This window comes from Streptomyces sp. NBC_00523 (assembly GCF_036346615.1).
Taxonomy (GTDB): domain Bacteria; phylum Actinomycetota; class Actinomycetes; order Streptomycetales; family Streptomycetaceae; genus Streptomyces.
This window is the reverse complement of sequence record NZ_CP107836.1, coordinates 6,363,361-6,387,990: the sequence shown is the minus strand read 5'-3', so window position 1 is coordinate 6,387,990 and position 24,630 is coordinate 6,363,361. Positions and strand designations below refer to the sequence as shown.

Annotated in this window: 21 protein-coding genes; 6 read left to right on the top strand and 15 right to left on the bottom strand. The window is 73.1% G+C overall.

What is annotated here, in order from left to right:
- Window positions 1-72: 72 nt before the first annotated feature.
- From OHS17_RS28865 to OHS17_RS28835, 7 genes are all read right to left on the bottom strand, one after another.
- Window positions 73-1,077, bottom strand: a complete 1,005-nt coding sequence (locus OHS17_RS28865) for a sugar phosphate isomerase/epimerase family protein (protein WP_330314511.1) — start codon at window positions 1,075-1,077, stop codon at window positions 73-75.
- Between the two features lie 14 nt (window positions 1,078-1,091).
- Window positions 1,092-2,306, bottom strand: coding sequence for a Gfo/Idh/MocA family protein (locus tag OHS17_RS28860; protein WP_330314510.1), 1,215 nt, complete (start codon window positions 2,304-2,306; stop codon window positions 1,092-1,094).
- Between the two features lie 50 nt (window positions 2,307-2,356).
- The gene (locus tag OHS17_RS28855; RefSeq protein WP_330314509.1) at window positions 2,357-3,397 is read right to left on the bottom strand and encodes a substrate-binding domain-containing protein; all 1,041 of its coding nucleotides are present in this window, start codon (window positions 3,395-3,397) and stop codon (window positions 2,357-2,359) included.
- 58 nt (window positions 3,398-3,455) lie between these two features.
- Window positions 3,456-4,490: an ABC transporter permease gene (locus tag OHS17_RS28850; protein WP_330314508.1), complete on the bottom strand. Its 1,035-nt coding sequence runs from the start codon at window positions 4,488-4,490 to the stop codon at window positions 3,456-3,458.
- Window positions 4,487-6,013: a sugar ABC transporter ATP-binding protein gene (locus tag OHS17_RS28845; RefSeq protein WP_330314507.1), complete on the bottom strand. Its 1,527-nt coding sequence runs from the start codon at window positions 6,011-6,013 to the stop codon at window positions 4,487-4,489. The genes OHS17_RS28850 and OHS17_RS28845 overlap by 4 nt, the downstream gene beginning before the upstream one ends.
- Window positions 6,014-6,075: 62 nt before the next feature.
- Window positions 6,076-7,257, bottom strand: coding sequence for an ROK family protein (locus OHS17_RS28840; RefSeq protein ID WP_330314506.1), 1,182 nt, complete (start codon window positions 7,255-7,257; stop codon window positions 6,076-6,078).
- Between the two features lie 168 nt (window positions 7,258-7,425).
- A complete protein-coding gene (locus tag OHS17_RS28835; protein WP_018100299.1) occupies window positions 7,426-8,379 on the bottom strand; it encodes a beta-ketoacyl-ACP synthase III in 954 nt (317 codons plus the stop codon).
- Between the two features lie 235 nt (window positions 8,380-8,614).
- Between OHS17_RS28835 and fdhD the strand changes: the two genes are divergently transcribed.
- Complete coding sequence (gene fdhD / locus OHS17_RS28830; RefSeq protein ID WP_330314505.1) at window positions 8,615-9,451, top strand: formate dehydrogenase accessory sulfurtransferase FdhD; 837 nt, start codon at window positions 8,615-8,617, stop codon at window positions 9,449-9,451.
- Between the two features lie 31 nt (window positions 9,452-9,482).
- On the opposite strand, the gene OHS17_RS28825 is transcribed toward fdhD, so the two are convergent.
- On the bottom strand, window positions 9,483-10,496 hold the full coding sequence (locus tag OHS17_RS28825) for a bile acid:sodium symporter family protein (protein ID WP_330315385.1): 1,014 nt from the start codon (window positions 10,494-10,496) through the stop codon (window positions 9,483-9,485).
- A gap of 124 nt (window positions 10,497-10,620) precedes the next feature.
- Between OHS17_RS28825 and OHS17_RS28820 the strand changes: the two genes are divergently transcribed.
- The 3 genes from OHS17_RS28820 to OHS17_RS28810 all read left to right on the top strand — a co-directional run bounded on the left by OHS17_RS28820 (window position 10,621) and on the right by OHS17_RS28810 (window position 14,549).
- Window positions 10,621-11,505 (top strand): LysR family transcriptional regulator, encoded by an 885-nt coding sequence (locus OHS17_RS28820; RefSeq protein ID WP_330314504.1) that lies wholly within the window; start codon window positions 10,621-10,623, stop codon window positions 11,503-11,505.
- 314 nt (window positions 11,506-11,819) lie between these two features.
- On the top strand, window positions 11,820-13,619 hold the full coding sequence (locus OHS17_RS28815; protein WP_330314503.1) for an AMP-dependent synthetase/ligase: 1,800 nt from the start codon (window positions 11,820-11,822) through the stop codon (window positions 13,617-13,619).
- A gap of 93 nt (window positions 13,620-13,712) precedes the next feature.
- A complete protein-coding gene (locus tag OHS17_RS28810) occupies window positions 13,713-14,549 on the top strand; it encodes an aldo/keto reductase (protein ID WP_161209738.1) in 837 nt (278 codons plus the stop codon).
- Between the two features lie 76 nt (window positions 14,550-14,625).
- Here the strand turns inward: OHS17_RS28810 and OHS17_RS28805 are convergent, their stop codons facing one another.
- Window positions 14,626-15,561 carry a class I SAM-dependent methyltransferase gene (locus OHS17_RS28805; protein ID WP_330314502.1) on the bottom strand — a complete coding sequence of 312 codons (936 nt, stop codon included), beginning with the start codon at window positions 15,559-15,561 and terminating at the stop codon, window positions 14,626-14,628.
- A gap of 62 nt (window positions 15,562-15,623) precedes the next feature.
- Window positions 15,624-16,364: a class I SAM-dependent methyltransferase gene (locus tag OHS17_RS28800; RefSeq protein WP_330314501.1), complete on the bottom strand. Its 741-nt coding sequence runs from the start codon at window positions 16,362-16,364 to the stop codon at window positions 15,624-15,626.
- Window positions 16,365-16,466: 102 nt separating this feature from the next.
- Between OHS17_RS28800 and OHS17_RS28795 the strand changes: the two genes are divergently transcribed.
- Window positions 16,467-17,429 carry a LysR family transcriptional regulator gene (locus tag OHS17_RS28795; RefSeq protein WP_330314500.1) on the top strand — a complete coding sequence of 321 codons (963 nt, stop codon included), beginning with the start codon at window positions 16,467-16,469 and terminating at the stop codon, window positions 17,427-17,429.
- A 4-nt stretch (window positions 17,430-17,433) separates the two neighbouring features.
- Here OHS17_RS28795 and OHS17_RS28790 read toward each other — a convergent pair whose 3' ends face one another.
- On the bottom strand, window positions 17,434-17,739 hold the full coding sequence (locus tag OHS17_RS28790) for a 4a-hydroxytetrahydrobiopterin dehydratase (RefSeq protein ID WP_330314499.1): 306 nt from the start codon (window positions 17,737-17,739) through the stop codon (window positions 17,434-17,436).
- Between the two features lie 63 nt (window positions 17,740-17,802).
- On the opposite strand from OHS17_RS28790, the gene OHS17_RS28785 reads away from it, so the two are divergent.
- Window positions 17,803-18,612 carry a helix-turn-helix domain-containing protein gene (locus OHS17_RS28785; protein ID WP_330314498.1) on the top strand — a complete coding sequence of 270 codons (810 nt, stop codon included), beginning with the start codon at window positions 17,803-17,805 and terminating at the stop codon, window positions 18,610-18,612.
- 51 nt (window positions 18,613-18,663) lie between these two features.
- On the opposite strand, the gene secD is transcribed toward OHS17_RS28785, so the two are convergent.
- From secD to ligA, 4 genes are all read right to left on the bottom strand, one after another.
- Window positions 18,664-20,955 (bottom strand): protein translocase subunit SecD, encoded by a 2,292-nt coding sequence (gene secD / locus OHS17_RS28780; protein WP_330314497.1) that lies wholly within the window; start codon window positions 20,953-20,955, stop codon window positions 18,664-18,666.
- Window positions 20,956-20,999: 44 nt separating this feature from the next.
- On the bottom strand, window positions 21,000-21,578 hold the full coding sequence (locus OHS17_RS28775) for a hypothetical protein (protein ID WP_330314496.1): 579 nt from the start codon (window positions 21,576-21,578) through the stop codon (window positions 21,000-21,002).
- Window positions 21,575-22,366, bottom strand: coding sequence for a rod shape-determining protein MreC (locus tag OHS17_RS28770; RefSeq protein WP_330314495.1), 792 nt, complete (start codon window positions 22,364-22,366; stop codon window positions 21,575-21,577). Before OHS17_RS28770 ends, OHS17_RS28775 begins: the two co-directional genes overlap by 4 nt.
- Window positions 22,367-22,523: 157 nt before the next feature.
- Window positions 22,524-24,623: an NAD-dependent DNA ligase LigA gene (gene ligA / locus OHS17_RS28765; RefSeq protein WP_330314494.1), complete on the bottom strand. Its 2,100-nt coding sequence runs from the start codon at window positions 24,621-24,623 to the stop codon at window positions 22,524-22,526.
- Window positions 24,624-24,630: the final 7 nt, after the last annotated feature.

The window sequence follows — 24,630 nt, the reverse complement described above, 5'->3', positions numbered from 1 at the left end:
GCGGGACGAGGGCAGGACGGAGCGGCCCGGCGGCGCGTGTGGTGCCGCCGCCGGGCGCCGTCGCGAGGGAGATCAGTCACCGCCCCCGAACGCCGCGTCGAAGGACGCGCTCGGCGGGTCGAAGTCGTAGCGCTTCAGGGAGGCCAGCGCCTCCGGTGCGCCCGCCAGCCGGTCCATGCCGGCGTCCTCCCACTCCACCGAGACCGGGCCCTCGTAGCCGATGGACCGCAGCATGCGGAACACGTCTTCCCAGGGCACGTCCCCGTGGCCGGCGGAGACGAAGTCCCAGCCCCGTCGAGGGTCGCCCCAGGGCAGATGGGAGCCGAGGCGGCCGTTGCGGCCGTCCAGGCGCTTGCGGGCCTCCTTGCAGTCCACGTGGTAGATCCGGTCCCGGAAGTCGTACAGGAAGCCGACCGGGTCCAGGTCCTGCCAGACGAAGTGGCTCGGGTCGAAGTTCAGCCCGAAGGCCGGGCGGTGGTCCACCGCTTCGAGCGCGCGGTGCGTGGTCCAGTAGTCGTACGCGATCTCGCTGGGGTGCACCTCGTGGGCGAAGCGCACGCCCTCCGCGTCGAAGACGTCCAGGACCGGGTTCCACCGTTCCGCGAAGTCCTCGTAGCCGCGCTCGATCATGTGCGGCGGGACCGGCGGGAACATCGCGACCAGGTGCCAGATGGACGAGCCGGTGAAGCCGATGACGGTGTCCACGCCGAAGGCGGCGGCCGCCCGCGCGGTGTCCGCCATCTCGGCGGCGGCCCGGCGGCGTACCCCCTCGGGCACGCCGTCGCCCCAGATGCGGGCGGGCAGGATGCCCTGGTGGCGTTCGTCGATGGGGTGATCGCAGACGGCCTGGCCCACCAGGTGGTTGGAGACCGCCCAGCACTTCAGGCCGTACTTGTCGAGCAGGGCCCGCCGGCCGTCCAGGTACGCGGGGTCCGCGAGGGCCTTGTCCACCTCGAAGTGGTCGCCCCAGCAGGCGAGTTCGAGGCCGTCGTAGCCGAAGTCGCGGGCGTACCGGCAGACCTCCTCCAGGGGGAGATCGGCCCACTGGCCGGTGAAGAGGGTGAAGGGACGGGGCATGGCGGCGGGACCTCCTAGAGGGTTACGGGGGTGAGGACGGAGTTCTTCGCGGCGCTCTCCTCCACCGCGGCCAGCACTCGCTGCACCTGGAGGCCGTCCGCGAACGACGGGACGGGCGGGGCGTCGGCGCCCCCGAGGGCGCACACCACGTCCCGGGCCTGGTGGACGAAGGTGTGCTCGTAGCCGAGGGTGTGGCCCGGCGGCCACCACGCCTCCAGGTACGGGTGCTGGGGTTCGGTGACGAGGACGCGCCGGAAGCCGGCCGTGGCGGCGGGTTCGGTGTGGTCGTGGAAGGAGAGTTCGTTGAGGCGCTCCAGGTCGAAGGCGAGCGAGCCGCGCTCCCCGTTGATCTCGAGGCGCAGGGCGTTCTTGCGGCCGGCCGCCATCCGGGTCACCTCGACGGACGCCAGGGCGCCGGAGGCGAGCCGGCCGGTGAAGGCGGCGGCGTCGTCCACGGTGACCGGGCCGGTGTCCCCGGCCGCCGCCCCGCCGCCGATCCCCGCGGACGGTCCGGCGGGCCGGGGGCGTTCGCGTACGAAGGTCTCGGTCAGCGCCGACACCGCGACCAGCGGCTCCCCCGCGAGGTACTGCGTCAGGTCCACCACATGGGCCCCGAGGTCGCCGAGCGCGCCGGAGCCCGCGCGGTCCTTGTCGAGGCGCCAGGTGAGCGGGGAGGCGGGGTCGGTCAGCCAGTCCTGGAGGTAGACGGCGCGGACATGGCGCAGGGTGCCGAGGCGGCCCTCCGCGATGAGCCGGCGGGCGTGGGCGAGGGCGGGCACCCGGCGGTAGTTGAAGCCCACGAAGGCGGAGCGGCCCCGGGCGGCGGCGCGCCCGGCCGCCGCCGTCATGGCCTCCGCCTCGGCCACGGTGTTGGCGAGCGGCTTCTCGCAGAGGACGTGCTTGCCGGCTTCCAGGGCAGCTAGTGCGATCTCCGCATGGCGGTCGCCGGGGGTGCAGATGTCGACCAACTGCACGTCTTCGCGGGCGATCAGGGCGCGCCAGTCGGTCTCGGCGGCGGCCCAGCCGTGCCGTGCGGCCGCGGCCTCGACCGCCGTGCGGTCGCGGCCGCAGACCGCGGCGAGGACCGGCCGCATCGGCAGGTCGAAGACGTGTCCCGCGGTGCGCCACCCCTGGGAGTGGGCGGCGCCCATGAACGCGTATCCGACCATGCCGATCCCGAGCGTCGGCGGCGCCGCCGACTCCTGCTGCGTCTGATCCCTCTGAGCCATCCGGGGCTTCCTCCTCGTCGGTGGTGCGACACGTACGGGCGTGGGGCGGGTCAGTTGAAGCCCGTCGGCAGGTACTGGTCGACGTTGTCCTTGGTGACGACGGCGGAGTAGAGGGTGAGGTTGGTGGGGATCTCCAGCTCGGCGAGCCCGGACACGCCCTTGGACTGGCCGAGGGCACGGGCCAGGTCGATGGCGGAGGCGGCCATGGTCGGCGGGTAGAGGACGGTGGCCTTCAGGACGCTGTTGTCGGCCTTGATGGCGTCCATCGCGGACTTGGCGCCGGCGCCGCCGACCATCAGGAACTCGTCGCGCCCCGCCTGCTTGATCGCGCGCAGGGCGCCCACCCCCTGGTCGTCGTCGTGGTTCCACAGGGCGTCGAACTTCTTCTGCGCCTGGAGGAGCTGCGCCATCTTCGCCTGGCCCGACTCCACGGTGAAGTCGGCCGCCTGACGGGCCACCAGCTCGATGTTGGAGTAGTTCTTGAGCGCGTCGGCGAAGCCCTTGCTGCGCTGCTTGGTGAGTTCCAGGTTGTCGATCCCGGCGAGCTCGACCACCTTGGCGTTCTGCTTGCCCTTGAGCTGTTCGCCGATGTACGTACCGGCGTTGAGCCCCATGCCGTAGTTGTCGCCGCCGACCCAGCAGCGGTAGGCCTGCGGGGAGGCGAAGACGCGGTCGAGGTTGATGACGGGGATGCCCGCCCGCATGGCTTCCAGGCCGACCTGGGTGAGCGCCTTGCCGTCGGCGGGCAGGACGACCAGGACGTCGACCTTCTTGTTGATGAGGGTCTTGACCTGGCCGATCTGGGCGGCGGTGTCGTTGGAGCCCTCGGTGGTCTCCAGGGTGACTTCGGAGTACTTCTTCGCCCGGGACCTGGCCTGCTCGTTGATGGCGTTGAGCCAGCCGTGGTCGGCCTGGGGTCCGGCGAAGCCGATGGTGACGGGCTTGCCCGGCTTGTCGTCGGCGGCGGGCGCCCCGCTCTGCGCGGGGGCGTCCTTCTCCTTGGGGTCGTTGCTGGTGCAGGCGGTGAGGAGGGCGCCGGCGGAGACGGCTGCGGTGCCGAACAGGAGCCCTCTGCGACTGGTTTGCGGCATGGCTGTGGAACCCTTCATCCGGTGGGTGGGTGTGCAGGAGGTGGACGAGCCGGGCGGTTCAGGTCTCGGTGCGGGCGGTGCGGCTCTGGACGAGGACGGCGGCGACGATGATCGCGCCCTTGGCGATCTGCTGGACGTCGCTCTGGAGGTTGTTGAGCGCGAAGATGTTGGTGATCGTGGTGAAGATCAGGACGCCGAGGACGGAGCCGGTGATGGTGCCGCGTCCGCCGCTGAGGAGGGTGCCGCCGATGATCGCGGCGGCGATGGCGTCGAGTTCGTAGAGGTTGCCGGCGGTGTTCTGGCCGGAGCCCGACAGGATGATCAGCATGAAGGCCGCGATGCCGCAGCACAGCCCGGACAGCAGATAGAGGTAGAGCCGCTGCCTGCGGACGTCGATGCCGGCGAGCCGGGCCGCTTCGGCGTTGCCGCCGATGGCGACGGTGCGGCGGCCGAAGGTCGTACGGTTCAGCAGCAGCCAGCCGGCGACGGTGACCGCGGCGAAGATCAGGACGAGCGGCGGGATGCCGAGGACGTAGGAGTCCGGGAGCCCCAGGTCGAGGACCGCGTCGACGGTGACGATCTGGGTCTTGCCGTCGGTGATCATGAGGGCGACTCCGCGCGCCGAGGCGAGCATCGCCAGCGTCGCGATGAACGGCACCACCCTCCCGTACGCGATGAGCACCCCGTTGACCAGACCGGCGCCGACACCGACGAGGACGGCGGTGAACAGGATGCCCGCGAGCCCGTACTCCTGGGTGGCGACGGTGCTCGCCCAGACGGAGGCCAGGGCGACCATCGCGCCGACCGAGAGGTCGATGCCGCCCGAGGTGATGACGAAGGTGACGCCGACGGTGACGACACCGATCACCGACGCCTGGGTCAGGACGAGTTGGAGGTTGCCGGTGTCCAGGAAGGCGTCCGGCTCGGTGAATCCGCCGACGGCCACCAGCACGGCGAGGATGCCGAGCAGGGACAGGGTGTGCAGGTCCAGCCGCAGCGCGGGGACGCGCCCGGTCCGGGGCTTCTTCAGGGTCACGGGGGCGGGGCCCTGGTCCGGCCCGCTCTGCCGCGCCGTGGGAACGGGGTGGGTCATGACATCGGGCTCCCTTCCATCACGAGGTCGAGTACGCGGTGCTCGTCCAGGTCCGTGGCGTCGGCGGTGTGCACCACACGCCCCTCGCGCAGGACGAGCACCCGGTCGGCGAGGCCCAGCACTTCGGGCACTTCGCTGGAGACGAGCAGGACGGCCAGCCCTTCATCGGCCAGTCCTCGGATCACGGCGTAGAGCTCGGCGCGGGCGCCGACGTCGACGCCGCGGGTCGGTTCGTCCAGCAGCAGCACCCGGCAGCCGCGCAGCAACCAGCGGGCCAGGACCGCCTTCTGCTGGTTGCCGCCGGAGAGGTTGCGGACGGGCGTGTCCGGGTTGTCGGGGTGGAGCGACAGGACCCGGGTGGCCTCGCCCGCCGCCCTGCGCTCCGCACCCCGGTCCAGCCAACCCGCCTTGGAGTAGCGGGACATGGTGGACAGCGAGACGTTGCGGGTGACGGATTCGAGCATCAGCAGGGCCTGGGCCTTGCGCTCCTCGGGGGCGAGCCCGATCCCGGCGGCGACGGCGGAGCGCACGCTCCCGGGCCGCAGCGCCTTCCCGTCGACGGTGACCCGGCCCGCGGTGGCCCGGCGCGCTCCGTAGACCGTCTCCAGGATCTCGGAGCGCCCGGACCCGACGAGCCCGGCGAGGCCGACGATCTCGCCGGGCCGCACCTCCAGGTCGACCGGGTCGAACTCCCCTTCCCTGGCCAGTCCTTCGACGGTGAGTACGGGGGCGGCTGCGGCGCGTCCGGGCGGTGGCGGGGTGCGGGGCGGGAAGACGTACTCCACCTTGCGGCCCGTCATCAGCGCCACGATGTCGTGCGTCGGGGTGGTGTCGGCGGGCAGCCCGGCGGCGACGGCCCGGCCGTCCTTGAGCACCGTCACCCGGTCGCCGATGCGGCGGATCTCCTCCAGGCGGTGCGAGATGTAGACGACGGCGACACCCTCGGCGGTGAGCGAGGCGATGATCCGGAAGAGGTTGCCGACCTCGTCGGGGTCGAGCGCGGCGGACGGTTCGTCCATCACGATGAGGCGGACGTCGTGCGAGAGGGCCCGGGCCATGGACACGATCTGCTGCTGGGCGGCGGAGAGTTCACCGACCGGGCGGGAAGGGTCGATCTCCGGGTGTCCGAGGCGGGCCAGCAGGACGGCGGCCTCGGCGCGGGCGCGGCGGGAGCGGACGACGAAACCGGCGCTGGTGAACTCGTGGCCCAGGAAGACGTTCTCGGCGACCGACAGGCCCCGGACCAGGTCGAGTTCCTGGTAGATCGTGGCGATGCCGAGGCGCATCGCGGCCATGGGCGTCCTGAGTTCGGCGGGCGCACCGCGCCAGGTGATCTCGCCGTCGTCGGGCTGGTGGGCCCCGGCGAGGACCTTGATGAGGGTGGACTTGCCGGCCCCGTTCTGGCCGAGGAGGCAGTGGACTTCGCCGGCCTGGACCTCAAGGTCGACGCCGTCGAGGGCGCGGACACCGGGGAAGGACTTGGTGATGCCGGACATGGTGAGCAGCGGTGGTTGCGGAGCCATGACGAATCCCCTCGGCGGACGAGGTGTGGGTATGGGGGGGGCCGTGTGGGCGGCCGGGCGGGTCAGGCGGGTGAGAACAGGTGGTCGCTGATGAGCCTGGCCGCACCGGTGACTCCGGCGGCGGGTCCCAGCTCGCCCAGGACGATCGGTAGGTTGCCGGTGGCCAGCGGCAGGGAGCGTCGGTAGACCTGGGCCCGGACGGCGGCCAGCAGGGTGTGGCCGAGTCCGGTCACCCCGCCGCCGATCACCACCAGGGCGGGGTTGAAGAAGCTGACGAGGCCCGCGATGACCTGGCCGACGTGGTTGCCGCCCTCGCGGATCAGGACGAGTGAGGTGGCGTCCCCGGCGGCCGCGGCGGCGGCCACGTCCGCGGCGGTGAGCCGGCCGGACGCCTCCAGGCGGGCCGCGAGCTCCTCGGACCGTCCGGCGCGGGCCGCGTCCTCGGCGTCGCGGGCCAGGGCGGCGCCGCTGAAGTGGGCTTCCAGGCAGCCCCGGTTCCCGCAGGCGCAGAGCCGGCCCCCGGGTTCGACCTGGATGTGGCCGATGTCGCCGGCGCTGCTCGTCGCGCCCCGGTGGACGGTGGAGCCGACGACGATGCCGCAGCCGATGCCCGTACCGATCTTGACGCAGAGGAAGTCGCCGACGGAACGGGCGACGCCCGCCTGCTGCTCCCCCAGGGCCATCAGGTTCACGTCGTTGTCGACCATGACCGGGCAGCCCAGCTCCTGGCTGAGTGCCTCGCGGACCGGGAAGCCGTCCCAGCCGGGCATGATCGGGGGTGCGACGGGGACGCCCTCGGGGAAGCGGACCGGTCCGGGGACGCCGATCCCGGCGCCGTCGAAGCTGTCGGCGAGCCCGGAGTCCCGGAGCTTCGCCGCCATGGACAGCACCTGTTCGAAGACCGCGACGGGCCCTTCGCGTACGTCCATGGGGTGGTTGAGGTGGCCCAGGACCTCCAGTTCCGCGTTGGTGACCGCCACGTCGACGGAGGTGGCGCCGATGTCGACGCCGAGGAAGCGCAGGTGCGGGGCGAGCCGGATGTTGTGCGAGCGGCGTCCGCCCCGGGACGCGGCGAGTCCGTCGGCGACGACGAGTCCGGTCTCCAGCAGCCGGTCCACCTCGACGGCCAGCTTGGACCGGGAGAGGTCGACCTGATCGCCCAGCTTCGCCCGGGAGTTGGGCCCACCGTCGCGCAACAGCTTGAGCAGTTGCGCCTGGTGGGCGTTCGCGGGTCGTGCCGTCATACGTCTCACGCGCCCCTCCCGCCTCGTCGGCCTGTCCGTCGGGCTTGGGAGGGGAACGTAGCAGCGGTTGCCGGGAGTGGGAAGAAGTCGCGCAGGAATCCGGCTAACTTTCTCCACTCCGAGGACAAAGAGCCGGGCTGTGCTACCGAAGGCCGGACCACGCACGGCTCACGGGCAGCTGATCACCTGTCCCGCGTAGCTGAGGTTGCCGCCGAAGCCGAAGAGGAGGACCGGCGCCCCGCTGGGGATCTCGCCCCGTTCGACCAGCTTGGACAGGGCCATGGGGATGGACGCGGCGGAGGTGTTGCCGGAGTCGACCACGTCGCGCGCGACGACGGCGTTGACCGCCCCGATCTTCCGGGCGACCGGCTCGATGATCCGGAGGTTGGCCTGGTGGAGGACGACCGCGGCCAGGTCCTCCGGAGTGAGGCCCGCCTTCTCGCACACCTTGCGGGCGATGGGCGGCAGCTGGGTGGTGGCCCAGCGGTAGACGGACTGGCCCTCCTGCGCGAAGCGCGGCGGCGTGCCCTCGATGCGGACCGCGTCCCCCATGGCGGGGACCGACCCCCAGAGCACCGGTCCGACGCCGGGGCGCTCCGGGTCGGGCGTTTCGTCGGCGACGACGACGGCCGCTCCGGCGCCGTCCCCCATCAGCACGCAGCTGGAACGATCCGTCCAGTCGACGATGTCGCCCATCTTGTCGGCGCCGATGACCAGGGCGCGGGTGGCGGCACCGGCCCGCAGCGCGTGGTCGGCGGTGGCGAGGGCGTGGGTGAAGCCGGAGCAGACCACGTTGATGTCCATGACCGCGGGCGCCTCCATGCCGAGGCGGGCGGCGACCCGGGCCGACATGCTCGGGGAGCGGTCGATGGCGGTGGAGGTGGCGACGAGCACCAGGTCGATGTCACCCGGCTGGAGACCCGCCGCGGCGAGTGCCTTGGCGGCCGCGTGCGCGGCCAGCTCGTCCACCGGCTCGTCGGGGCCGCCGATGTGGCGGGTCCTGATGCCGACGCGGCTGGTGATCCACTCGTCACTGGTGTCGACCATGGCCGCGAGGTCATGGTTGGTGAGCACCTTGGCGGGCTGGTAGTGGCCGAGCGCCACGACACGTGAGCCGGTCATAAAACGGGGTCCCCTCGCTCCATCTGTCAGGAACCAACCAGTCTTGGTCGCTACCGCCCGGTACGGGGGCAGGTGATCCCACAGGAATCCCGGCTCCGGCTTGGAGGGCTCGGCAGCAGCCCAGGTGATCCGCGGCCCGGCCAGCCGGTGGCGACGCCGTGTCGCCGGTGCAGGACAATGGCACCGTCGGGGTGCTCCGAGGCCCCCTCACCTACAGAAATCGGGTTCAACGGTCATGGGACGGGTCACCGAGCGCCGCCGCACCATCCGCATCCGGGACGGGGCCGTCTCCGCGCGTCCCGACACCCTCGTCGCCGAGGAGCCGCTGGAGATCCGGCTGAACGGGAAACCGCTCGCCATCACCATGCGCACCCCGGGCGACGATTTCGCGCTGGCGGCGGGTTTCCTGGTCAGCGAGGGCGTGATCGGTGACCAGGCAGATGTCCAGTCGATCGTGTACTGCGCGGGCGCGACCGCCGACGGGGTCAACACGTACAACGTGGTGGACGTGCGGCTCGCGCCGGGTGTCGAGGTCCCCGACATCACGCTGGAGCGCAACGTCTACACCACGTCGTCCTGCGGGCTGTGCGGCAAGGCGAGCCTGGACGCCGTCCGCACCACGACCCGGCACCCCGTCGCCGACACTCCCCCGCTGCTGCTGACCCCCGCGCTGCTGGCCGGGCTGCCCGACCGGCTGCGGGCCGCCCAGCGGGTCTTCGACCGGACCGGGGGCCTGCACGCGGCGGCGCTCTTCTCGGAGACCGGTGAGCTGATGGACATACGGGAGGACGTCGGGCGGCACAACGCGGTCGACAAGCTGGTGGGCCGGGCGCTGACGGACGGACGGCTGCCGCTGGGCCGGTCCGTCCTGCTGGTGTCGGGGCGGGCCTCGTTCGAGCTGGCGCAGAAGGCGGTGATGGCCGGGATACCGGTGCTGGCGGCCGTCTCGGCGCCCTCGTCCCTCGCCGTCGACCTGGCCGCCGAGACGGGCCTGACCCTGGTCGGCTTCCTGCGGGGGCCCTCGATGAACGTGTACGCGGGAGAGCACCGCATCGCGCTGGAGGCGGGCTGAGCCACCGGCACGGCTTCGCGGCGGACTCGGGCTAGGACACCGGCACCGTTTCGGGCGACACGGCGTCCTGGCCCTCCCGGGCACGCCGTTTGGCGATGACCGCGCAGACCATCAGCTGCATCTGGTGGAAGAGCATCAGCGGCAGCACCGCCAGGCTCGCCTGGGCGCCGAAGAGGACGCTGGCCATGGGCAGCCCGGAGGCCAGGCTCTTCTTGGACCCGGCGAACTGGATCGCGATGCGGTCCGCCCGGCCGAAGCCGAGGCGCTTTGCCCCGTACCAGGTCAACGCGAGCATCAGCGCGAGCAGGACCGCCTCGGCGGCGAGGAGCGCGCCGAGCCGGGCCGGGGTCACCTGGTGCCAGGTGCCGGCGACCATGCCCTCGCTGAACGCGGTGTAGACGACGAGCAGGATCGAGCCCCGGTCGACCAGGCCGAGGACCTTGCGGTGGCGGGCGAGGAAGCCCCCGATGCGGCGGCGCAGCAGCTGGCCCAGGGCGAACGGCAGCAGTAGCTGGACGCCGATCTTCAGCAGGGCGTCGCCGGAGAACCCGCCCCCGCTGCCGCCGAGCAGCGCGGCGGCGAGGAGCGGGGTGAGGAAGATCCCGGCGATCGAGGAGAAGGACCCGGCGCAGATCGCGGCGGGGACGTTGCCCCGGGCGATCGAGGTGAAGGCGATCGAGGACTGGATGGTCGAGGGGACGAGGCACAGGAAGAGGAAGCCGCTCTGCAGCTGCGGCGACAGGGCGTACGGCACAAGCCCCGCGCTCGCCAGCCCCAGCAGCGGGAAGACGACGAAGGTGCAGGCCAGGACCGTGAGGTGGAGCCGCCAGTGGCGGAGCCCGTCCAGCGCCTCGGCCGTGGACAGGCGCGCCCCGTACAGGAAGAAGAGGAGCGCGACCGCGCCCGTGGAGGCCCCGCCGGCCACCTCGGCGGCCGGGCCCGAGGCGGGCAGCAGCGCCGCGAGGACGACGGTGCCGATCAGCGCCGCTATGTACGGGTCGACCGGCAGCCAGGACGGCGGCTGCGGGATGCGGCGGCGGCTCATCTGCTCCACGTTTCTCTCGGTGAGGGTCGGGCGTGCCCGGGAACCATCCTGCTCGGAGGCCCTCCGATCGGGAAACACGTACACCGCTCTGACTGTCATCACGTTCCGCGATAGCCTGCCGGGCATGTACGACCCCGCGCAGCTGCGCACCTTTCTGGCCGTCGCCCAGACGCTGTCCTTCACCGCCGCCGCCCGCCGGCTCGGGGTGCGGCAGTCCACGGTGAGCCAGCATGTGCGGCGGCTGGAGGACGCGGCCGGGCGGCAGCTGTTCGCCCGGGACACGCACCGCGTCGATCTCACGGCGGACGGCGAGGCGATGCTCGGCTTCGCCCGGACGATCCTGGAGGCGCACGAGCGGGCCTCGGCGTACTTCACCGGGACGCGGCTGCGCGGGCGACTGCGGTTCGGCGCCTCGGAGGACTTCGTGCAGACCCGGCTGCCCGAGATCCTCCAGACGTTCCGGCGCGACCATCCGGAGGTCGAGCTGGAGCTGACCGTGGAGCTGTCCGGGACCCTGCACCGGCAGCTGGAGGCGGGCCGCCTGGATCTGGTGCTGGCCAAGCGGCGGGCCGGGGACACCCACGGGCAGCTGGTCTGGCAGGACGCCCTGGTCTGGATCGGGGCGCCGGGGCTGCGGCTCGACCCGGACCGTCCGGTGCCGCTGGTCGTCTTCCCGCCGCCGGGCATCACGCGGGCGCGGGCCCTGGAGGTGCTGGAGGAGCAGGGCCGCTCCTGGCGGATCGCGTGCACGAGCGGCAGCCTCAGCGGGCTGGTGGCGGCCGCCCACGCGGGGCTCGGCGTGATGGCGCACACCCGGGGCCTGGTGCCGCCCGGCCTGGAACCGGTGCCGGTCCGGGCGGGGCTGCCGGAGCTGGGCGCGGTGGACTTCGTACTGCTGCACGGCAGACGCCGGGGCGGCGCGCAGCAGGCGGCGGACGCGCTGGCGACGGCGATCCTGGCGGGCGGCGACCGGCTGATCCGCGGGGTTCGTGGGCGTGAACCGGCATGACCCGGCCCCGCGAGGGGGAGAATGCCGGGGACGCGGCAGCCGGGAATCCGCCAAACCGGGACACAGCCGCCCACACCGGCAGTGATCGCGGCGTACAGATTCGGTGGAGATTCCCGCGCGAGCCGCTTACCCCGCGGTCCCAAGCGCGCCCGAGCCTTGCCCATCTGGCCGGATTTCGGCCCCTGACCTGTGCATATACCAAGTGGTACGGGCCGTTCCGGACCCTCCCGCGCCGCCACCCGGTGGGGTAGCGTCGCGGCGCTGTGCGGAGCACCCCAAGGAGCAGGTCATTGCGCGAATTCACTGTCCCACCCATGGCGGCCGCGCCCCTCGTGGGCGGCCTCGCCGACGTCGTGTTCGACCATGCCGACGAGGACCCGCACCGGATCGCGCTCGGCCGGAAAGACGCGGACGGGAACTGGCAGGACGTGACGTCGGCCGCGTTCCGTGACGAGGTGCTGGCGCTGGCCAAGGGGCTGATCGCGCACGGGGTGCGGTTCGGCGACCGGGTCGCCCTGATGTCGCGTACGCGCTACGAGTGGACCCTGTTCGACTTCGCGCTGTGGGCGGTGGGCGCCCAGTCGGTGCCGGTCTACCCGACGTCGTCGGCCGAGCAGGTGCTGTGGATGCTGCACGACGCCGAGGTGTCGGCGGTGATGGTGGAGCACGAGGACCACGCGATGACGGTGGCCTCGGTCATCGACCGGCTGCCGCAGCTGAAGCGGCTGTGGCAGCTGGACGCGGGAGCGGTCGCGGAGCTGGTCGAGGCGGGTGCGCACGTCGAGGACGAGGTGGTGCACCGGCACCGGCGGGCGGTGACCCCGGAGTCGGTGGCGACCGTCATCTACACCTCGGGCACCACGGGCCGCCCCAAGGGCTGCGTCCTCACGCACGCCAACTTCATGTTCGAGGCGGACACCATGGCCGCGCGCTGGGAGTCGGTGTTCCACTCCAGACCGGGCGACGAGGCGGTGACGCTGCTCTTCCTGCCGCTGGCGCACGTCTTCGGGCGGATGGTGGAGATCACCGCGATCCGGGGCCGGGTCAAGCTGGGGCACCAGCCGGAGCTGTCGGCGAAGGCCCTGATGCCGGACCTGGTCTCCTTCCGGCCGACGTTCATCCTGGCGGTGCCGTACATCTTCGAGAAGGTCTTCAACGCGGCCCGGCGCAGGGCGGAGGCGGAGGGCAGGGCGGGGCCGTTCGACAAGGCCGTCGACATCGCGGTGAAGTACGCGGAGGCGATGGAGGCCCGGGCCTTCGGCACCGGCCCGGGTCCTTCGGCCGGGCTGCGGATGCAGCACCAGTTCTTCGACAAGGTCGTGTACAAGAAGGTCCGCGAGGCGATGGGCGGCCGCATCCGGCACGCCATGTCGGGCGGCTCGGGCATGGAGCGCAGCCTCGGCCTGTTCTTCGCGGGCGCCGGGGTGACGGTGTACGAGGGGTACGGGCTGACCGAGACGACGGCGGCGGCCACCGCCAACCCGCCGGAGCGCACCCGGTACGGCACGGTCGGGCAGCCGATCCCCGGCAGCACGGTGCACATCGCGGAGGACGGCGAGGTGTGGGTGCACGGGAACCATGTGTTCGGCGGGTATCTCGGCGACCCGAAGGCGACCGACGCGGTGCTCAACGACGGCTGGCTGGCCACCGGGGACCTGGGGTCGCTGGACGAGGACGGCTATCTGACGATCACCGGGCGGAAGAAGGAGATCCTGGTGACGTCCGGCGGGAAGAGCGTGTCGCCGGCCGCCCTGGAGGAGCGGGTGCGGGCGCATCCGCTGGTGGCGCAGTGCATCGTGGTCGGCAACGACCGGCCCTATGTGGCGGCACTGGTCACCGTCGACCAGGAGGCGGTGGAGCACTGGCTGACGATGCAGGGGCGGCAGCAGCTGTCCCCGGGCGAGCTGGTGCGCGACCCGGACCTGGAGATGGAGGTGCGCCGGGCGGTGGTGGCGGCGAACACCGCGGTCTCGCAGGCCGAGTCCATCCGTACGTTCCGCATCCTGGCGCACCAGTTCAGCGAGCAGCACGGGCTGCTCACCCCATCGCTGAAGCTGAAGCGCAAGGCGATCGAGGCGGCGTACGAGACCGAGGTGGACGCGCTGTACCGCTGAGCGGGAAACGGATCGCGGTAGCCGGGAATGCGTGGGCGTTCTTGATCGTTGACCCTGGGAGTCCCACCCCCTCAACGTAAGGATCCTCAGCTCGTGAGCCAGGTCCCCTCCCTCACCCTCAACAACGGCGTCGAGATGCCCCAGCTCGGGTTCGGAGTCTGGCAGGTGCCGGACGACGAGGCGACGAAGGCGGTCGCCACCGCCATCGAGTCCGGGTACCGCAGCATCGACACCGCCGCGATCTACCAGAACGAGGCGGGCACGGGTAAGGCCATCGCCGCCTCGGGCGTCGCTCGTGACGAGCTGTTCGTGACCACCAAGCTGTGGAACAGCGACCAGGGCTACGACTCGACGCTGCGCGCCTTCGACGCCTCGCTGGAGAAGCTGGGCCTCGACTACGTGGACCTGTATCTGATCCACTGGCCGGTCCCGGCCAAGGACGCGTACGTCGACACCTACCGGGCGTTCGAGAAGATCCACGCCGACGGCCGGGCGAAGGCCATCGGCGTGTCGAACTTCCTCCCGGAGCACCTGGAGCGGCTGCTCGGTGAGACCTCCGTGGTGCCGGTGCTCAACCAGATCGAGCTGCACCCGCAGCTCCAGCAGGCCGAGTCCCGCGCCCTGCACGCCCAGCACGGCATCCTCACCGAGGCGTGGTCGCCGCTCGGTTCAGGCAAGGGCCTGCTGGAGGTCCCGACGGTCGTCGCGGTCGCCCGCAAGCACAACCGCACGCCCGCCCAGGCGGTGCTCCGCTGGCACCTCCAGACGGGCAACGTGGTGATCCCGAAGTCCGTGACCCCGTCGCGGATCGCGGAGAACATCGACGTGTTCGACTTCGAGCTCGACGCCGACGACCTGGCCGCCTTCGCGGCGCTGGACGAGGGCAAGCGGCTCGGCCCGAACCCGGGCGAGTTCAACGCCGGCGCCTGACCGCCACGGTTTCACGAAGCCGCCGCCCCCGCTCGTACGCGAGCCGGGGCGGCGGTTTCGTCGTTACGGGGACGGCTCAGGCGTCACGACGGCCCAGGTGCAGGGTGCGGGCCAGGAGCAGGAAGACGTCCGGGCGGCGGTACAGGGATGCCGGGTCCTCGGGGTCGAGGAGCCGGTCGAGCACGGCGAGGTCCTCGGCGTCCAGGTGCTCGCGCAGCCCGCCGCTGCGGCGGGTGAAGTCCGCGACGACCTGTTCGCGGGCCGCGTCGCCGAGGGGCGCGGGCAGGTCGAGCAGGAAGCTGCGGGTGCCCTGCGGGGTGAGGCCGGCCACTCCGAACAGGGCCGCCCAGTTCTCGACCTCGCGCCGGGCGTCAGGCAGTTCGGCGCGCATCTCCTGGAAGAGCTCCGCCTCGGCGGCCTCCATCCGGGCCTCGATCCCGGGCCTGCCGAAGCCCAGGTCGCGCGGCAGCTGCCGGGGCTGGAGCCCGCCCTCGACCAGGGCGACGGTGCCGCCGGGGCGCAGCAGCCCGCCGAATCCGGCGAGCACGGCGCGCTGGTCGCCGATGTGGTGCAGGGTGTTCCCGGCCCAGATGAGGTCGGCCTCGCCCAGGGCGGACAGCTCTTCGGGGAGGGTGGCGTGCAGGGTGGTGACGCGGCCGTCGAGCCCGAGACGGCGCGCCCGGTCCCGGGTGCGTTCGAGGAGGGCGGGGGTGCCGTCGACGGCGACGACCTCGGCGTCCGGGAAGACCTCGGCGAGCAGGCAGGCGACCACCCCGGGGCCCGCGCCGACGTCGAGGACCCGGCGGACCTTCGGGGCGGTGGGCAGGGCGGCGATCCAGCGGGCCGCCTCGGTGTACTGCGCGCTGCTGAGCTCGGCGTTGCGCTCCAGGAGCGGGGCCATGACGTCCCAGTCGGGTTCGGACCCGCCGTGGTGGTGCCCGTGCGCGGAGGGCTCGTGGTGCAGGCCCTGGTGGCCGTCGTGGTCGTGGCCGTGGCCGGAGTGGTTGCTCATGGCACCAGCGTCACCACGCACGGCCGTGCGCGCAAACTTCCTTGCCGTTCCGGCAAGCCGCCCTAGCTGCGCCGGAAGGCCAGCAGCCGGTACTCCGGGTCGGCCCGTTTGCGGTCCTGGTCCGGCAGGGCGGCCAGACTCCGGACGAGCTGTCCGGCGGCGTCCCCCGGCAGGACCAGGCGGGAGGCGTAGTAGCCCCGCCGGACCCCGCGTGCCACGCTCACCGGCGAGCGGCCCTGCCCGTGCCCGGTGAAGGACGCCTCGCCCACCACTTCGAGGCCGCCTTCCGCCGCACGGGCGACGACCAGGTCCGTACCGTCGGCCGGGGTCGGCACCAGGTACGGGACGAAGGTCGCGTCGATGTCGCTGCCCACGTCGTGCGCGGCGTCCTTGTCGACGGTGGTGACGAACACCCCGCCCGGCCGCAGCACGCGCGCCGCCTCGGCCACCACCGCCGGGACCGCGCCCGGTTCGCGCAGCAGATGCAGCAGCCAGACGGCCGAGACCGCGTCGACCGCCGCGTCGGGAAGGGGCAGCCGCCGGGCGTCGGCGAGCACGACGGCGCCGACGCGCTGCCGGGCGACCACGGCCATGCCGTGCGCGGCGTCGGAGCCGGTCACCCGCAGCCCGGGCCGGGCGGCGGCGATCTGCCCGGTGACCAGGCCCGTACCGCAGCCGATGTCCAGCAGGGAGCGCGCGGTGTCCGGCACCAGGCCGAGCACGGCGGCGGCCGCCGCCTCGGCGCGGGGCAGCCCGCCGCGCGTGGCGTCGTAGACCGTGGCCTCTTGGTTGTAATCGAGCATCGGGAGGCGACTCTAGGGCATGACCGCCGCCCGTAGGAGCGAACCAGAGGTCTGTACCACCGACGTATTGCCGTGCGGCCACGGGGGCCATAACGTGCGGTGATGGAGCTGGAGTTGCGCCATCTGCGAACCGTCCGTGCCATCGCCGACACGGGCAGCCTGACCAAGGCCGCCACCGCGCTGGGCCTCGCTCAGCCCGCGCTCAGCGCACAGCTGCGGCGGATCGAGAAGGCGCTCGGCGGCCCGCTCTTCGAGCGCGACCACACGGGCGCGCGGGCGACACCGCTGGGCGAACTGGTCCTGGAACGGGCCCGGATCGTGCTGCCCGCCGTCAGCGAACTCCAGGAGGAGGCCGTCCGGTTCGCCAACGCGATGGGGACCATGGAGCGGTTCCGGCTGGGTGGCACGCACGGCCCGCTGCTCGGCGGCCTCGTGGACCGGCTGGCCGCCGCGCACCCGGCGGCGCCGGTGTCCACGTACACCTCCTGGTCGGTGGCCGAGGTGGCCTCGCAACTGGTGGACGGGCGGCTCGACTTCGCGCTCATCGGGACCTGCGGCGAGAGCGCCGCGCCGGACGCGGACCGGCTGGAGTGGCAGGTCGTCGGGGTCGATCCGGTCTTCGTGATGCTGCCGGAGACCCATCCCCTGGCCGACCGGGCCGAGTTGGAGTTGTCCGAGCTGGCGGAGGAGTGCTGGGCGGACGTGCCGGGTGACGGCTGCTTCGCCGACTGCTTCGTGGCGGCGTGCGCGCGGGCCGGGTTCCGCCCGGTGTCGGTGTACGAGACGGACACCTCGTCCGTCGTCCACCTCGTCCAGGTGGGGCGCGCGGTGGGACTGTGCCGGGCGACGTTCCCGCCGACGCCGGGGGTGGTGACGCTGCCGGTCGCCGGGGCTCCGCTCAGCTGGCGCCATCTGCTGGGGTGGCATCCGCGCTCGGCCGCCGCGTCGGCGGCGGCCGGTGCGGTGAGCGGGCACACCCGGGCGGCGTACGCCCAGGCGGTGGAACGCAGCGAGAGCTACGCGCGCTGGCTCGCCACCCACCCCCGGTTCGGCGCCGCGGCGTGAGGGGTTACTCCGCCCCGTGGCCGGGCGCCACCGCCGCGACGCGGGCGGCGAGGCCGAGGTCCTTCTCGGTGACCTTGCCGCCCGCGTCGTGCGAGTTCACCGAGAGGGCGACGGTGTTGTAGCCGAGCGTCAGGTCGCTGTGGTGGTTCAGCTCGTCCTGGATCGCGGCGACGTGCATCGCGAGCGCGGCGGCGGCGAAGTGCGAGGACAGCCGGTAGGTGCGGGAGATCCTGTCCCCCTCCAGCGACCAGCCGGGCAGCTCGCGCAGCCGGTCCTCGATCTCGTTCTGCGGCAGCGGTGCGGCGGGCATGGGGCGGCTCCCTCACTGGTGGTCGATGCCGGTCGGCGGTGCCGGTGACGTTACGGTCTCCGTATGACAACTGTCGCGCTCGACACGGGGGTAGGGCCGCTGCTGCGCAGCTGGCGGGAGCGGCGCCGGGTCAGTCAGCTGGAGCTCGCGCTGCGGGCCGGCTCCTCGGCCCGGCACATCTCGTTCATCGAGACGGGGCGCTCGCGCCCCAGCGAGGAGATGGTGCTGCGGCTCGCCGAGCACCTGGACGTGCCCGTACGGGAGCGCAACGCCCTGCTGGTGATGGCGGGTTACGCCCCGCACTACGCGGAGACCTCGCTCGACGACCCGGCGATGGGGGCGCTCCGGGACGGCCTCGACCGGCTGCTGCGGGGCTACGACCCGTATCCGGCGTTCGTCGTGGACGGGACGTACACCGTGGTGGCGGCCAATCAGGGGATGACCCGACTGCTCGACGGCGTACCGGACCACCTCCTGGCCCCGCCGCTGAACGCGATGCGGCTCACCCTGCACCCGGAGGGCCTGGCCCCGCGCATCCGGAACCTCCGCGCGTGGCGGGCGGACCTCCTCGCGCAGATGGAGCGCCAGATCGCGCTGGTCCGTTCGCCGGAGCTGCGCGCGCTGTACGAGGAGGTGGCGGGCTATCCGCTGCCGGCCGGGCCGGACGGGGACGAGGACTGGCAGCCGCCCTCGTCGTCGGTGCCGTTCGCCCTGCCGCTGGTCATCGAGCACGAGGGGCACGTGCTGTCGTTCGTCGCCTCGATCGCCACGTTCAACACGCCGATGGACGTGACGGTGGCCGAGCTGGCCATCGAGACGCTGCTGCCGGCCGACGCGGAAACCGCCGCGTATCTGCGCTCGCTGGTGCCCTGAGGACGGACCGGGCCCGTGCCCGCCGGATCGGCTGACACGGGCCCGTCTCGGCTACACCCGCGCCCCGTTGTCGTGCGGGTCGCGGCGCCCGGCGCGCTGCCGGGTGCGCGGCGCCCGGGTGCGGGCGGGCGGCGGGACGTTGCTGCTGCGTTCCAGCAGCAGCGCGGCCGGTACGGCGGTCATCACCGAGGAGTACGTCCCGACGACGATGCCGATCAGCAGGGCGAGCGCGAAGTCCTCCAGGGAGTCGCCGCCGAGCACGGCGAGGGCGGTGAGGATGAACAGGGCACCCATCCCGGTGTTCACCGTCCGGGGCACGGTCTGGAGGACCGCCCGGTTCGCCACCTCCGCGAGGGGCTTTCTACGGGCCTTCGCCCACAGCTCCCGCACCCGGTCGAAGACCACGACCGAGTCGTTGACGGAGTACCCGATGACGGTGAGGAGCGCCGCCAGGAAGACGCCGTCGACGGTGCGTCCCAGCCAGGCGAACACCCCGATCAGGATGATCACGTCGTGCACGAGCGCCCCGACCGAGGCGACGGCGAACGTCCAGCGGAACCTGACCGCCAGATAGGCCAGCTGGACGAGTACGGCGATGGCCAGGGCGATCAGGGCGTTGCGCCGCAGTTCGTCGCCGAGGCTGGGGCCGATCAGCTCGTCCCGGACCTTGGTGGTCGCGCCGCCCTCGGCGGCCAGGGCGGCCCGCAGCGCGTGTTCGCCGTCGTTGTCGAGCTCCCCGGTGCGCACGGAGATGTCGCCCGCACCGGCCGTGGTGACCTCGGCGTCCCCGAACCCGGCGCCCGCGAGGGCGGTCCGCGCGGTCTCGACGTCCACGGGGCGGCTGGTGGAGTACTCGACCAGCCGCCCGCCGGTGAACTCGACGCCCAGGTTGACCCCGCGCACCAGGATGCCCGCGACGGCCACCGCGACGAGGACGGCGGAGACCGTCAGCCAGCGGCGCGGGGAGCGCATCAGCTGCGGGTCGCGCCGGGTGAGCCAGGTCCGCACCCGGCCCGGGATCGCGATGCCGTTGACGCCCCGGTAGTCCGCGACGAACCGCGAGTGCGCCGCGATCTCGGTGAGGGCGCGGGCGATGACCAGCGCGGAGAACATCGACGCCAGGACGCCGATGGCGAGCGTGACACCGAACCCCTTGACCGGTCCGGAGCCGAGGAAGAACAGCAGCCCGGCCGCGATGAGCGTCGTCACGTTGGAGTCGGCGACGGCCGTCCAGGCGCCCTTGAACCCGGCGGCGAGCGAGGCCCGCAGGCTCTTCCCGGGCCGCCCGGCGTACTCCTCCCGGGCCCGCTCGAAGACCAGCACGTTCGCGTCGACCGCCATGCCGATCGCCAGCACGAATCCGGCGAGCCCGGGCAGGGTCAGCGTGACGCCGAGGGCGACGAGGGCCGCGTACGAGATGACTCCATACGCCGCGAGCGCCACGGCGGCGAGGGCGCCGAACAGGCGGTAGATCACGATGATGAACAGGGCGGTGGCCGCCGCGCCGATCAGGGCGGCCCGTGCGCTGGCGTCGATCGCGGCGGCACCGAGCGTCGGCCCGACCGTCCGCTGCTCCACGATCTCGACGGGCACGGGCAGGGCGCCGCCCTCGATCAGCAGGGCGAGTTCGCGGGCCTCGTCCGCGCTGAACGAGCCGGTGATCTGGGTGGAGCCGGAGGGCAGGCCCGAACCGCAGGCGACGGTCGGCGAGACCTGGGGCGAGGAGATCACCCGCTTGTCGAGCACGATGGCGACCCGGCGCCGCTCGTCCTGCACCGGGTGGCAGGCCGCCTCACCGGTCAGCCGGGTCCAGTCCCGGCCGGCGTCCTTGTGGAAGTCGAGGGACACGGTCCAGCCGGCGCCCTGCTGGGCGTCGAAGGACGCGGTCGCCTCCTTGACCCCGGCGCCGGAGAGGGCGGCGGGCCCGAGGGCCAGTGGGCGGCCCTGCTCGTCGGGCAGGGTCAGGCCCTTGCCGTCCTCGGCCGGTTCGCCCGGGCCCTGGACGGCGTGGAAGGTCAGCTGGGCGGTCTTGCCGATGACGTCGGCGGCCTTGCGCGGGTCCTGGACGTCCGGGAGTTCCACGATGATCCGGTCCTCGCCGGACCGGGTGAGCGTCGGTTCCGTCACTCCGAGCGAGTCGATGCGCCGGCGCAGCACCTCCAAGGTGCGGTCGGTGCTCTCGCGGTCGGCCTTCGCGGTGTCGGAGTCCTGGGCCTGGAGCACCATGCGGGTACCGCCCTGGAGATCCAGGCCGAGTCTGGGTGACATGGTCAGCGTGATGAGCACGGAGACGAGCAGCACGGCCGCAGCCAGCACCGCCCGCACCGTGGTGGCGCGCGTCATTGCGGGATTCCTCCGAGGGGGCGCCGGGCACGCCCCTCACCCGGTCAGGACGGCGGGAACGGCACGGCGATGATGGATTGCGGGACCGGCGAGCGGTCCCCGGGCCGGTGGACACCGGCACTCGGGGGCCCGCGCACGCCGGGCAGCGCCACGCGCGGGCGCTGGACGGCGGAGGCGGGGGCGGTACGGACGGACCAGGGGACGGAACGCGGAAGCGGGGCCCACGCGGGGCACGGGACGAGCCCGCCGGGGCCGGGCGGGGGCAACTGGTGTGCGGTACGGGGGTGCTCGGCGGCGGCCCACGGGGTGGTGTCCGGGCCACGGTCGACGGTGGCGGGGGGCGGAGCTGGCGGAGTGGTCCGGGGTGCCTCGGCGGTCGCCTGTTGCACGGGGAGGCCGGGCGCGGTCGTTGCGGTGGGCGCGAGGGTCGCAGGCGTTGCGGTCGGCGCCGTCGTCGCGGGAAGCGCCGCCGACGCGCGTACGGGCAGGCCCGCCCCGGCCGCCGCGGGCGCGCCGCCGACGAGGGCGAGCACGGCGAGAAGCAGCGCGACGAGGTACTGCCGTGCGGCGGACGGGCGGCCCGGGTGCGCGTTCCCCGGGGGCGGCCCCGGGAGCGGGGTCACCGGGGTCGGCCGGGCAGGGCGGGCGCCGCGGCGTGGCGGAGGACGGAGCTGAGGACCAGTCCGGCCCCGCGCACGACCGTGGTCGCCGGGTCGTCCGTGCGCCGGACCGGGACGCCGAGGCGGACCGCGATCCGGTTGGTGACGTCCGGGCGCAGCGCACCGCCCCCGGCGAGCAGCGGGCCCCTGCGCAGGGCGCCGAGCAGCGCGCCGTGCGGGTCCTGCCGCCACATGGCCATGACCATGTCCAGGACCGCGCGGACGGCGGCGGTGGGCGGCTCGCCCGGGTCCAGGTCGCTGAGCCCGGTCTCGGCGAGGCGGGCGTCGCGCACCAGGCCGTCCACCAGCAGGGTCGCCTCGGTCAGCTCGGCGCCGATGTCGAGGACGAGGAGGGGGCCGCCGTCCCCGGGCCCGGCGCACGCGGCGGCGGCGCGGGCGCTGTCCAGGACGATGACGTCCGAGGGGCCGAGCGCATGGAGCAGGTCGCGGGCGGCGGCGCGGTGGCCGGGCCCGGCGAGCACGGGGTGGCTGAGGACGATGACCGCGTCCTCGCGGCGCTCGCCCAGGGCCCGGTCGGCGATGCGGGCCAGCATCCGGCCGCACGACTCCGGGTCCACGATGCGGCCGCGCCGGACGGGCCGGGCGGGGCCCTGTTCACCGGTGCCGTGGACGGTGTCCGCGACGACGCCCCGGCCGGGAACCCAGGCCCGGGTGCGGGAACTGCCGAGGTCGAGGGCGAGGCCCCGGGTGGCGCCCCGGTAGTGCCGCCGTCCGTCGCGCAAAGAACGCATCGCCCCTCACCCCCGGCACGCAGCCGCGGCCGTACACACACCCAGTGACCCGCTGATCGCGAGGCATGGCCGAGCCCTCACTATGCAATAGGGAGGCAAAGAAAGCCACTCCCCAACAAAATCGAAGGACTCGCCCCGCGCGGTCACGCGCCGCGCGTCACGCGTCAACCGGCAGGAACTCCGCTATCAGCTCCGCGAACTCCTCCGGCGTGGCGATCCGCACCCCCAGGTCCTCCGCCTTGGTCCGCTTGGAGCCCGCCTTCTCCCCGGCCACGAGCAGCGTCGTGCGCTTGGAGACGCTGGAGGAGGACTTGCCGCCGGCCCGTTCGACCAGCTCGTTCATCTGGTTGCGCGACAGCTTCTCCAGCGCGCCCGTCATGGCCCCGGTGACCACCACGGTCATCCCGGCCAGCGGAGCGCCCTCGGCACCGGCGGCCGTCTCCTCGTCGGCCTCCTCGCCCGGCGGGGGCGGCGGGGTCGCGCCCGGTTCGGTCATGTTCAGCCCGGCGGCGACCAGCCTGTCGATGAGCGGGGCGAGCTCGGCCAGCTCCGCGACCACACCGGCCGCCTTCTCCTTGCCGATGCCGTCGACGCGCTGCAACTCCTCCTCGTCGGCGGCCCGGATCCGGTCCATCTCCGCGAAGTACCGGGCGATCCGGCGGGACATGGAGCGCCCGGTGCCGCGCACGCCGAGGGCGCAGAAGACCCGGGAGAGCGGCTGCGAGCGTGCCGAGTCGATCGCGGCCAGCAGATTGTCGGTGCTGGTCTCCCCCATCCGGTCGAGCGTCAGCAGCTGTTCGCGTTCGAGCATGAACAGGTCGGCGAAGTCGGCGACGAGGCCGGCGTCGACCAGCTGGACGACCCGGGTCGTGCCGAGCCCTTCGATGTCGAGCTGGTCGCGCCCGGCGGCGTACGAGACGGAGGCGACGATCCGGCAGTCGCGGCCCCGCACACAGCGCCAGCGCTGCTCGCTGCTGTCGATCTCCGAACCGCACTGGGGGCACGCCTCGGGGAATTCGATGGGCTGCTCGTCCCCGGTGCGCAGATGGGCGACGGGCGCCTCGATGCGGGGGATGATGTCGCCCGCCTTGTAGACCATCACGTGGTCGCCGACGCGCAGGTCCCGGCGGGTGATGTCGGCCGGGTTGTGCAACGTGGCGTAGCTGACGGTCGAGCCGTCGATCTCGACGGGTTCCAGCACGGCGCGCGGCGCGATGATGCCGGTGCGGCCCACGTTCCACTCGACGCCGAGGAGGCGGGTGACCTTCTCGACGGCGGGCAGCTTGTAGGCGATGGCCCAGCGCGGGGCCCGGGTGCCGGAACCGGCGTCGCGCTGGTCGGCCGCCAGGTCCGCCTTGATGACGATGCCGTCGATCCCGAACGGCAACGCGGCCCGCAGCGCGGCGACTTCCTCGATCCGGGCTTGGACCTCCTCGACGGCGGCGGCGGTGCGCGGCGCGACCTCCGTGTCCGCGGCGGTGTGCACGCCGAGCTTCGCGACCCGGGCGAGCACCTGACTGTGCGGCAGCTCGGTCAGCTCGGCGGCCAGGGCGCCGGAGTCGGGCAGCGGCAGGGCGCCGTAGGCAAAGAACGTCATCTCCACCGTGTACGCACGGTCCTTGGCGCGCAGGGTGCCCGCGGCGCCGTTGCGCGCGTTGGCGAAGGGGGCGCCGCCGTGCTCGGTGCGGGCCGTGTTCGCCTGCTCGAACTGCTCGGTGGTCATCAGGATCTCGCCGCGTATCTCGATCGTGACCGGCTCCGCGAGCCGCGCGGGGAGCCCGACGACGGTCCCGATCGCGTGGGAGACGTCCTCACCGGCGGTCCCGTCGCCCCGGGTGATCAGCCGTTCCAGACGGCCCTCGTGGTACCGGGCGGCGACCGCGAGGCCGTCGAGCTTCGGCTCGACGCTCCATGCGGTGACGGGCCGTCCGATCCGGCGCTCCAGGGACGCGGTCCAGGTGGCGAACTGCTCGGCCGAGAAGACGTTGTCGAGGGAGAGCATCGGCACGGTGTGCGGCACGTCCCCGACGGCCGCGCCGCCCGCCACCTTGCCGGTCGGCGAGGCGGGCAGCACCTCCTGCGGATGCTCCCGCTCGTACGCGGCGATGCCGCGCGCCAGGCGGTCGTAGGCGTCGTCGTCGAGTGTGCTCTCGCCCGTGGCGTAGTACGCGGCGGCGGCCTGGGCGGCCTCCTCGACGGCGGCGGCGTAGGAGACACGGTCGGCGAGCACGACTGCTGAGTTCGTCATGTCCTCCATCCTGCCG

Coding starts and splice junctions, on each gene's coding strand:
- OHS17_RS28790 (WP_330314499.1), bottom strand. CDS start 17,739: ATGCCCGCCGCACCGCTGCCGCAGAACGAGATCGAGGACCGGCTGCGC.
- OHS17_RS28825 (WP_330315385.1), bottom strand. CDS start 10,496: ATGAGCCGCCGCCGCATCCCGCAGCCGCCGTCCTGGCTGCCGGTCGAC.
- OHS17_RS28800 (WP_330314501.1), bottom strand. CDS start 16,364: ATGCTCGATTACAACCAAGAGGCCACGGTCTACGACGCCACGCGCGGC.
- secD (WP_330314497.1), bottom strand. CDS start 20,955: ATGACGCGCGCCACCACGGTGCGGGCGGTGCTGGCTGCGGCCGTGCTG.
- fdhD (WP_330314505.1), top strand. CDS start 8,615: ATGGGACGGGTCACCGAGCGCCGCCGCACCATCCGCATCCGGGACGGG.
- OHS17_RS28835 (WP_018100299.1), bottom strand. CDS start 8,379: ATGACCGGCTCACGTGTCGTGGCGCTCGGCCACTACCAGCCCGCCAAG.
- OHS17_RS28805 (WP_330314502.1), bottom strand. CDS start 15,561: ATGAGCAACCACTCCGGCCACGGCCACGACCACGACGGCCACCAGGGC.
- OHS17_RS28840 (WP_330314506.1), bottom strand. CDS start 7,257: ATGACGGCACGACCCGCGAACGCCCACCAGGCGCAACTGCTCAAGCTG.
- OHS17_RS28770 (WP_330314495.1), bottom strand. CDS start 22,366: ATGCGTTCTTTGCGCGACGGACGGCGGCACTACCGGGGCGCCACCCGG.
- ligA (WP_330314494.1), bottom strand. CDS start 24,623: ATGGAGGACATGACGAACTCAGCAGTCGTGCTCGCCGACCGTGTCTCC.
- OHS17_RS28795 (WP_330314500.1), top strand. CDS start 16,467: ATGGAGCTGGAGTTGCGCCATCTGCGAACCGTCCGTGCCATCGCCGAC.
- OHS17_RS28855 (WP_330314509.1), bottom strand. CDS start 3,397: ATGCCGCAAACCAGTCGCAGAGGGCTCCTGTTCGGCACCGCAGCCGTC.
- OHS17_RS28860 (WP_330314510.1), bottom strand. CDS start 2,306: ATGGCTCAGAGGGATCAGACGCAGCAGGAGTCGGCGGCGCCGCCGACG.
- OHS17_RS28785 (WP_330314498.1), top strand. CDS start 17,803: ATGACAACTGTCGCGCTCGACACGGGGGTAGGGCCGCTGCTGCGCAGC.
- OHS17_RS28820 (WP_330314504.1), top strand. CDS start 10,621: ATGTACGACCCCGCGCAGCTGCGCACCTTTCTGGCCGTCGCCCAGACG.
- OHS17_RS28850 (WP_330314508.1), bottom strand. CDS start 4,490: ATGACCCACCCCGTTCCCACGGCGCGGCAGAGCGGGCCGGACCAGGGC.
- OHS17_RS28845 (WP_330314507.1), bottom strand. CDS start 6,013: ATGGCTCCGCAACCACCGCTGCTCACCATGTCCGGCATCACCAAGTCC.
- OHS17_RS28815 (WP_330314503.1), top strand. CDS start 11,820: ATGGCGGCCGCGCCCCTCGTGGGCGGCCTCGCCGACGTCGTGTTCGAC.
- OHS17_RS28865 (WP_330314511.1), bottom strand. CDS start 1,077: ATGCCCCGTCCCTTCACCCTCTTCACCGGCCAGTGGGCCGATCTCCCC.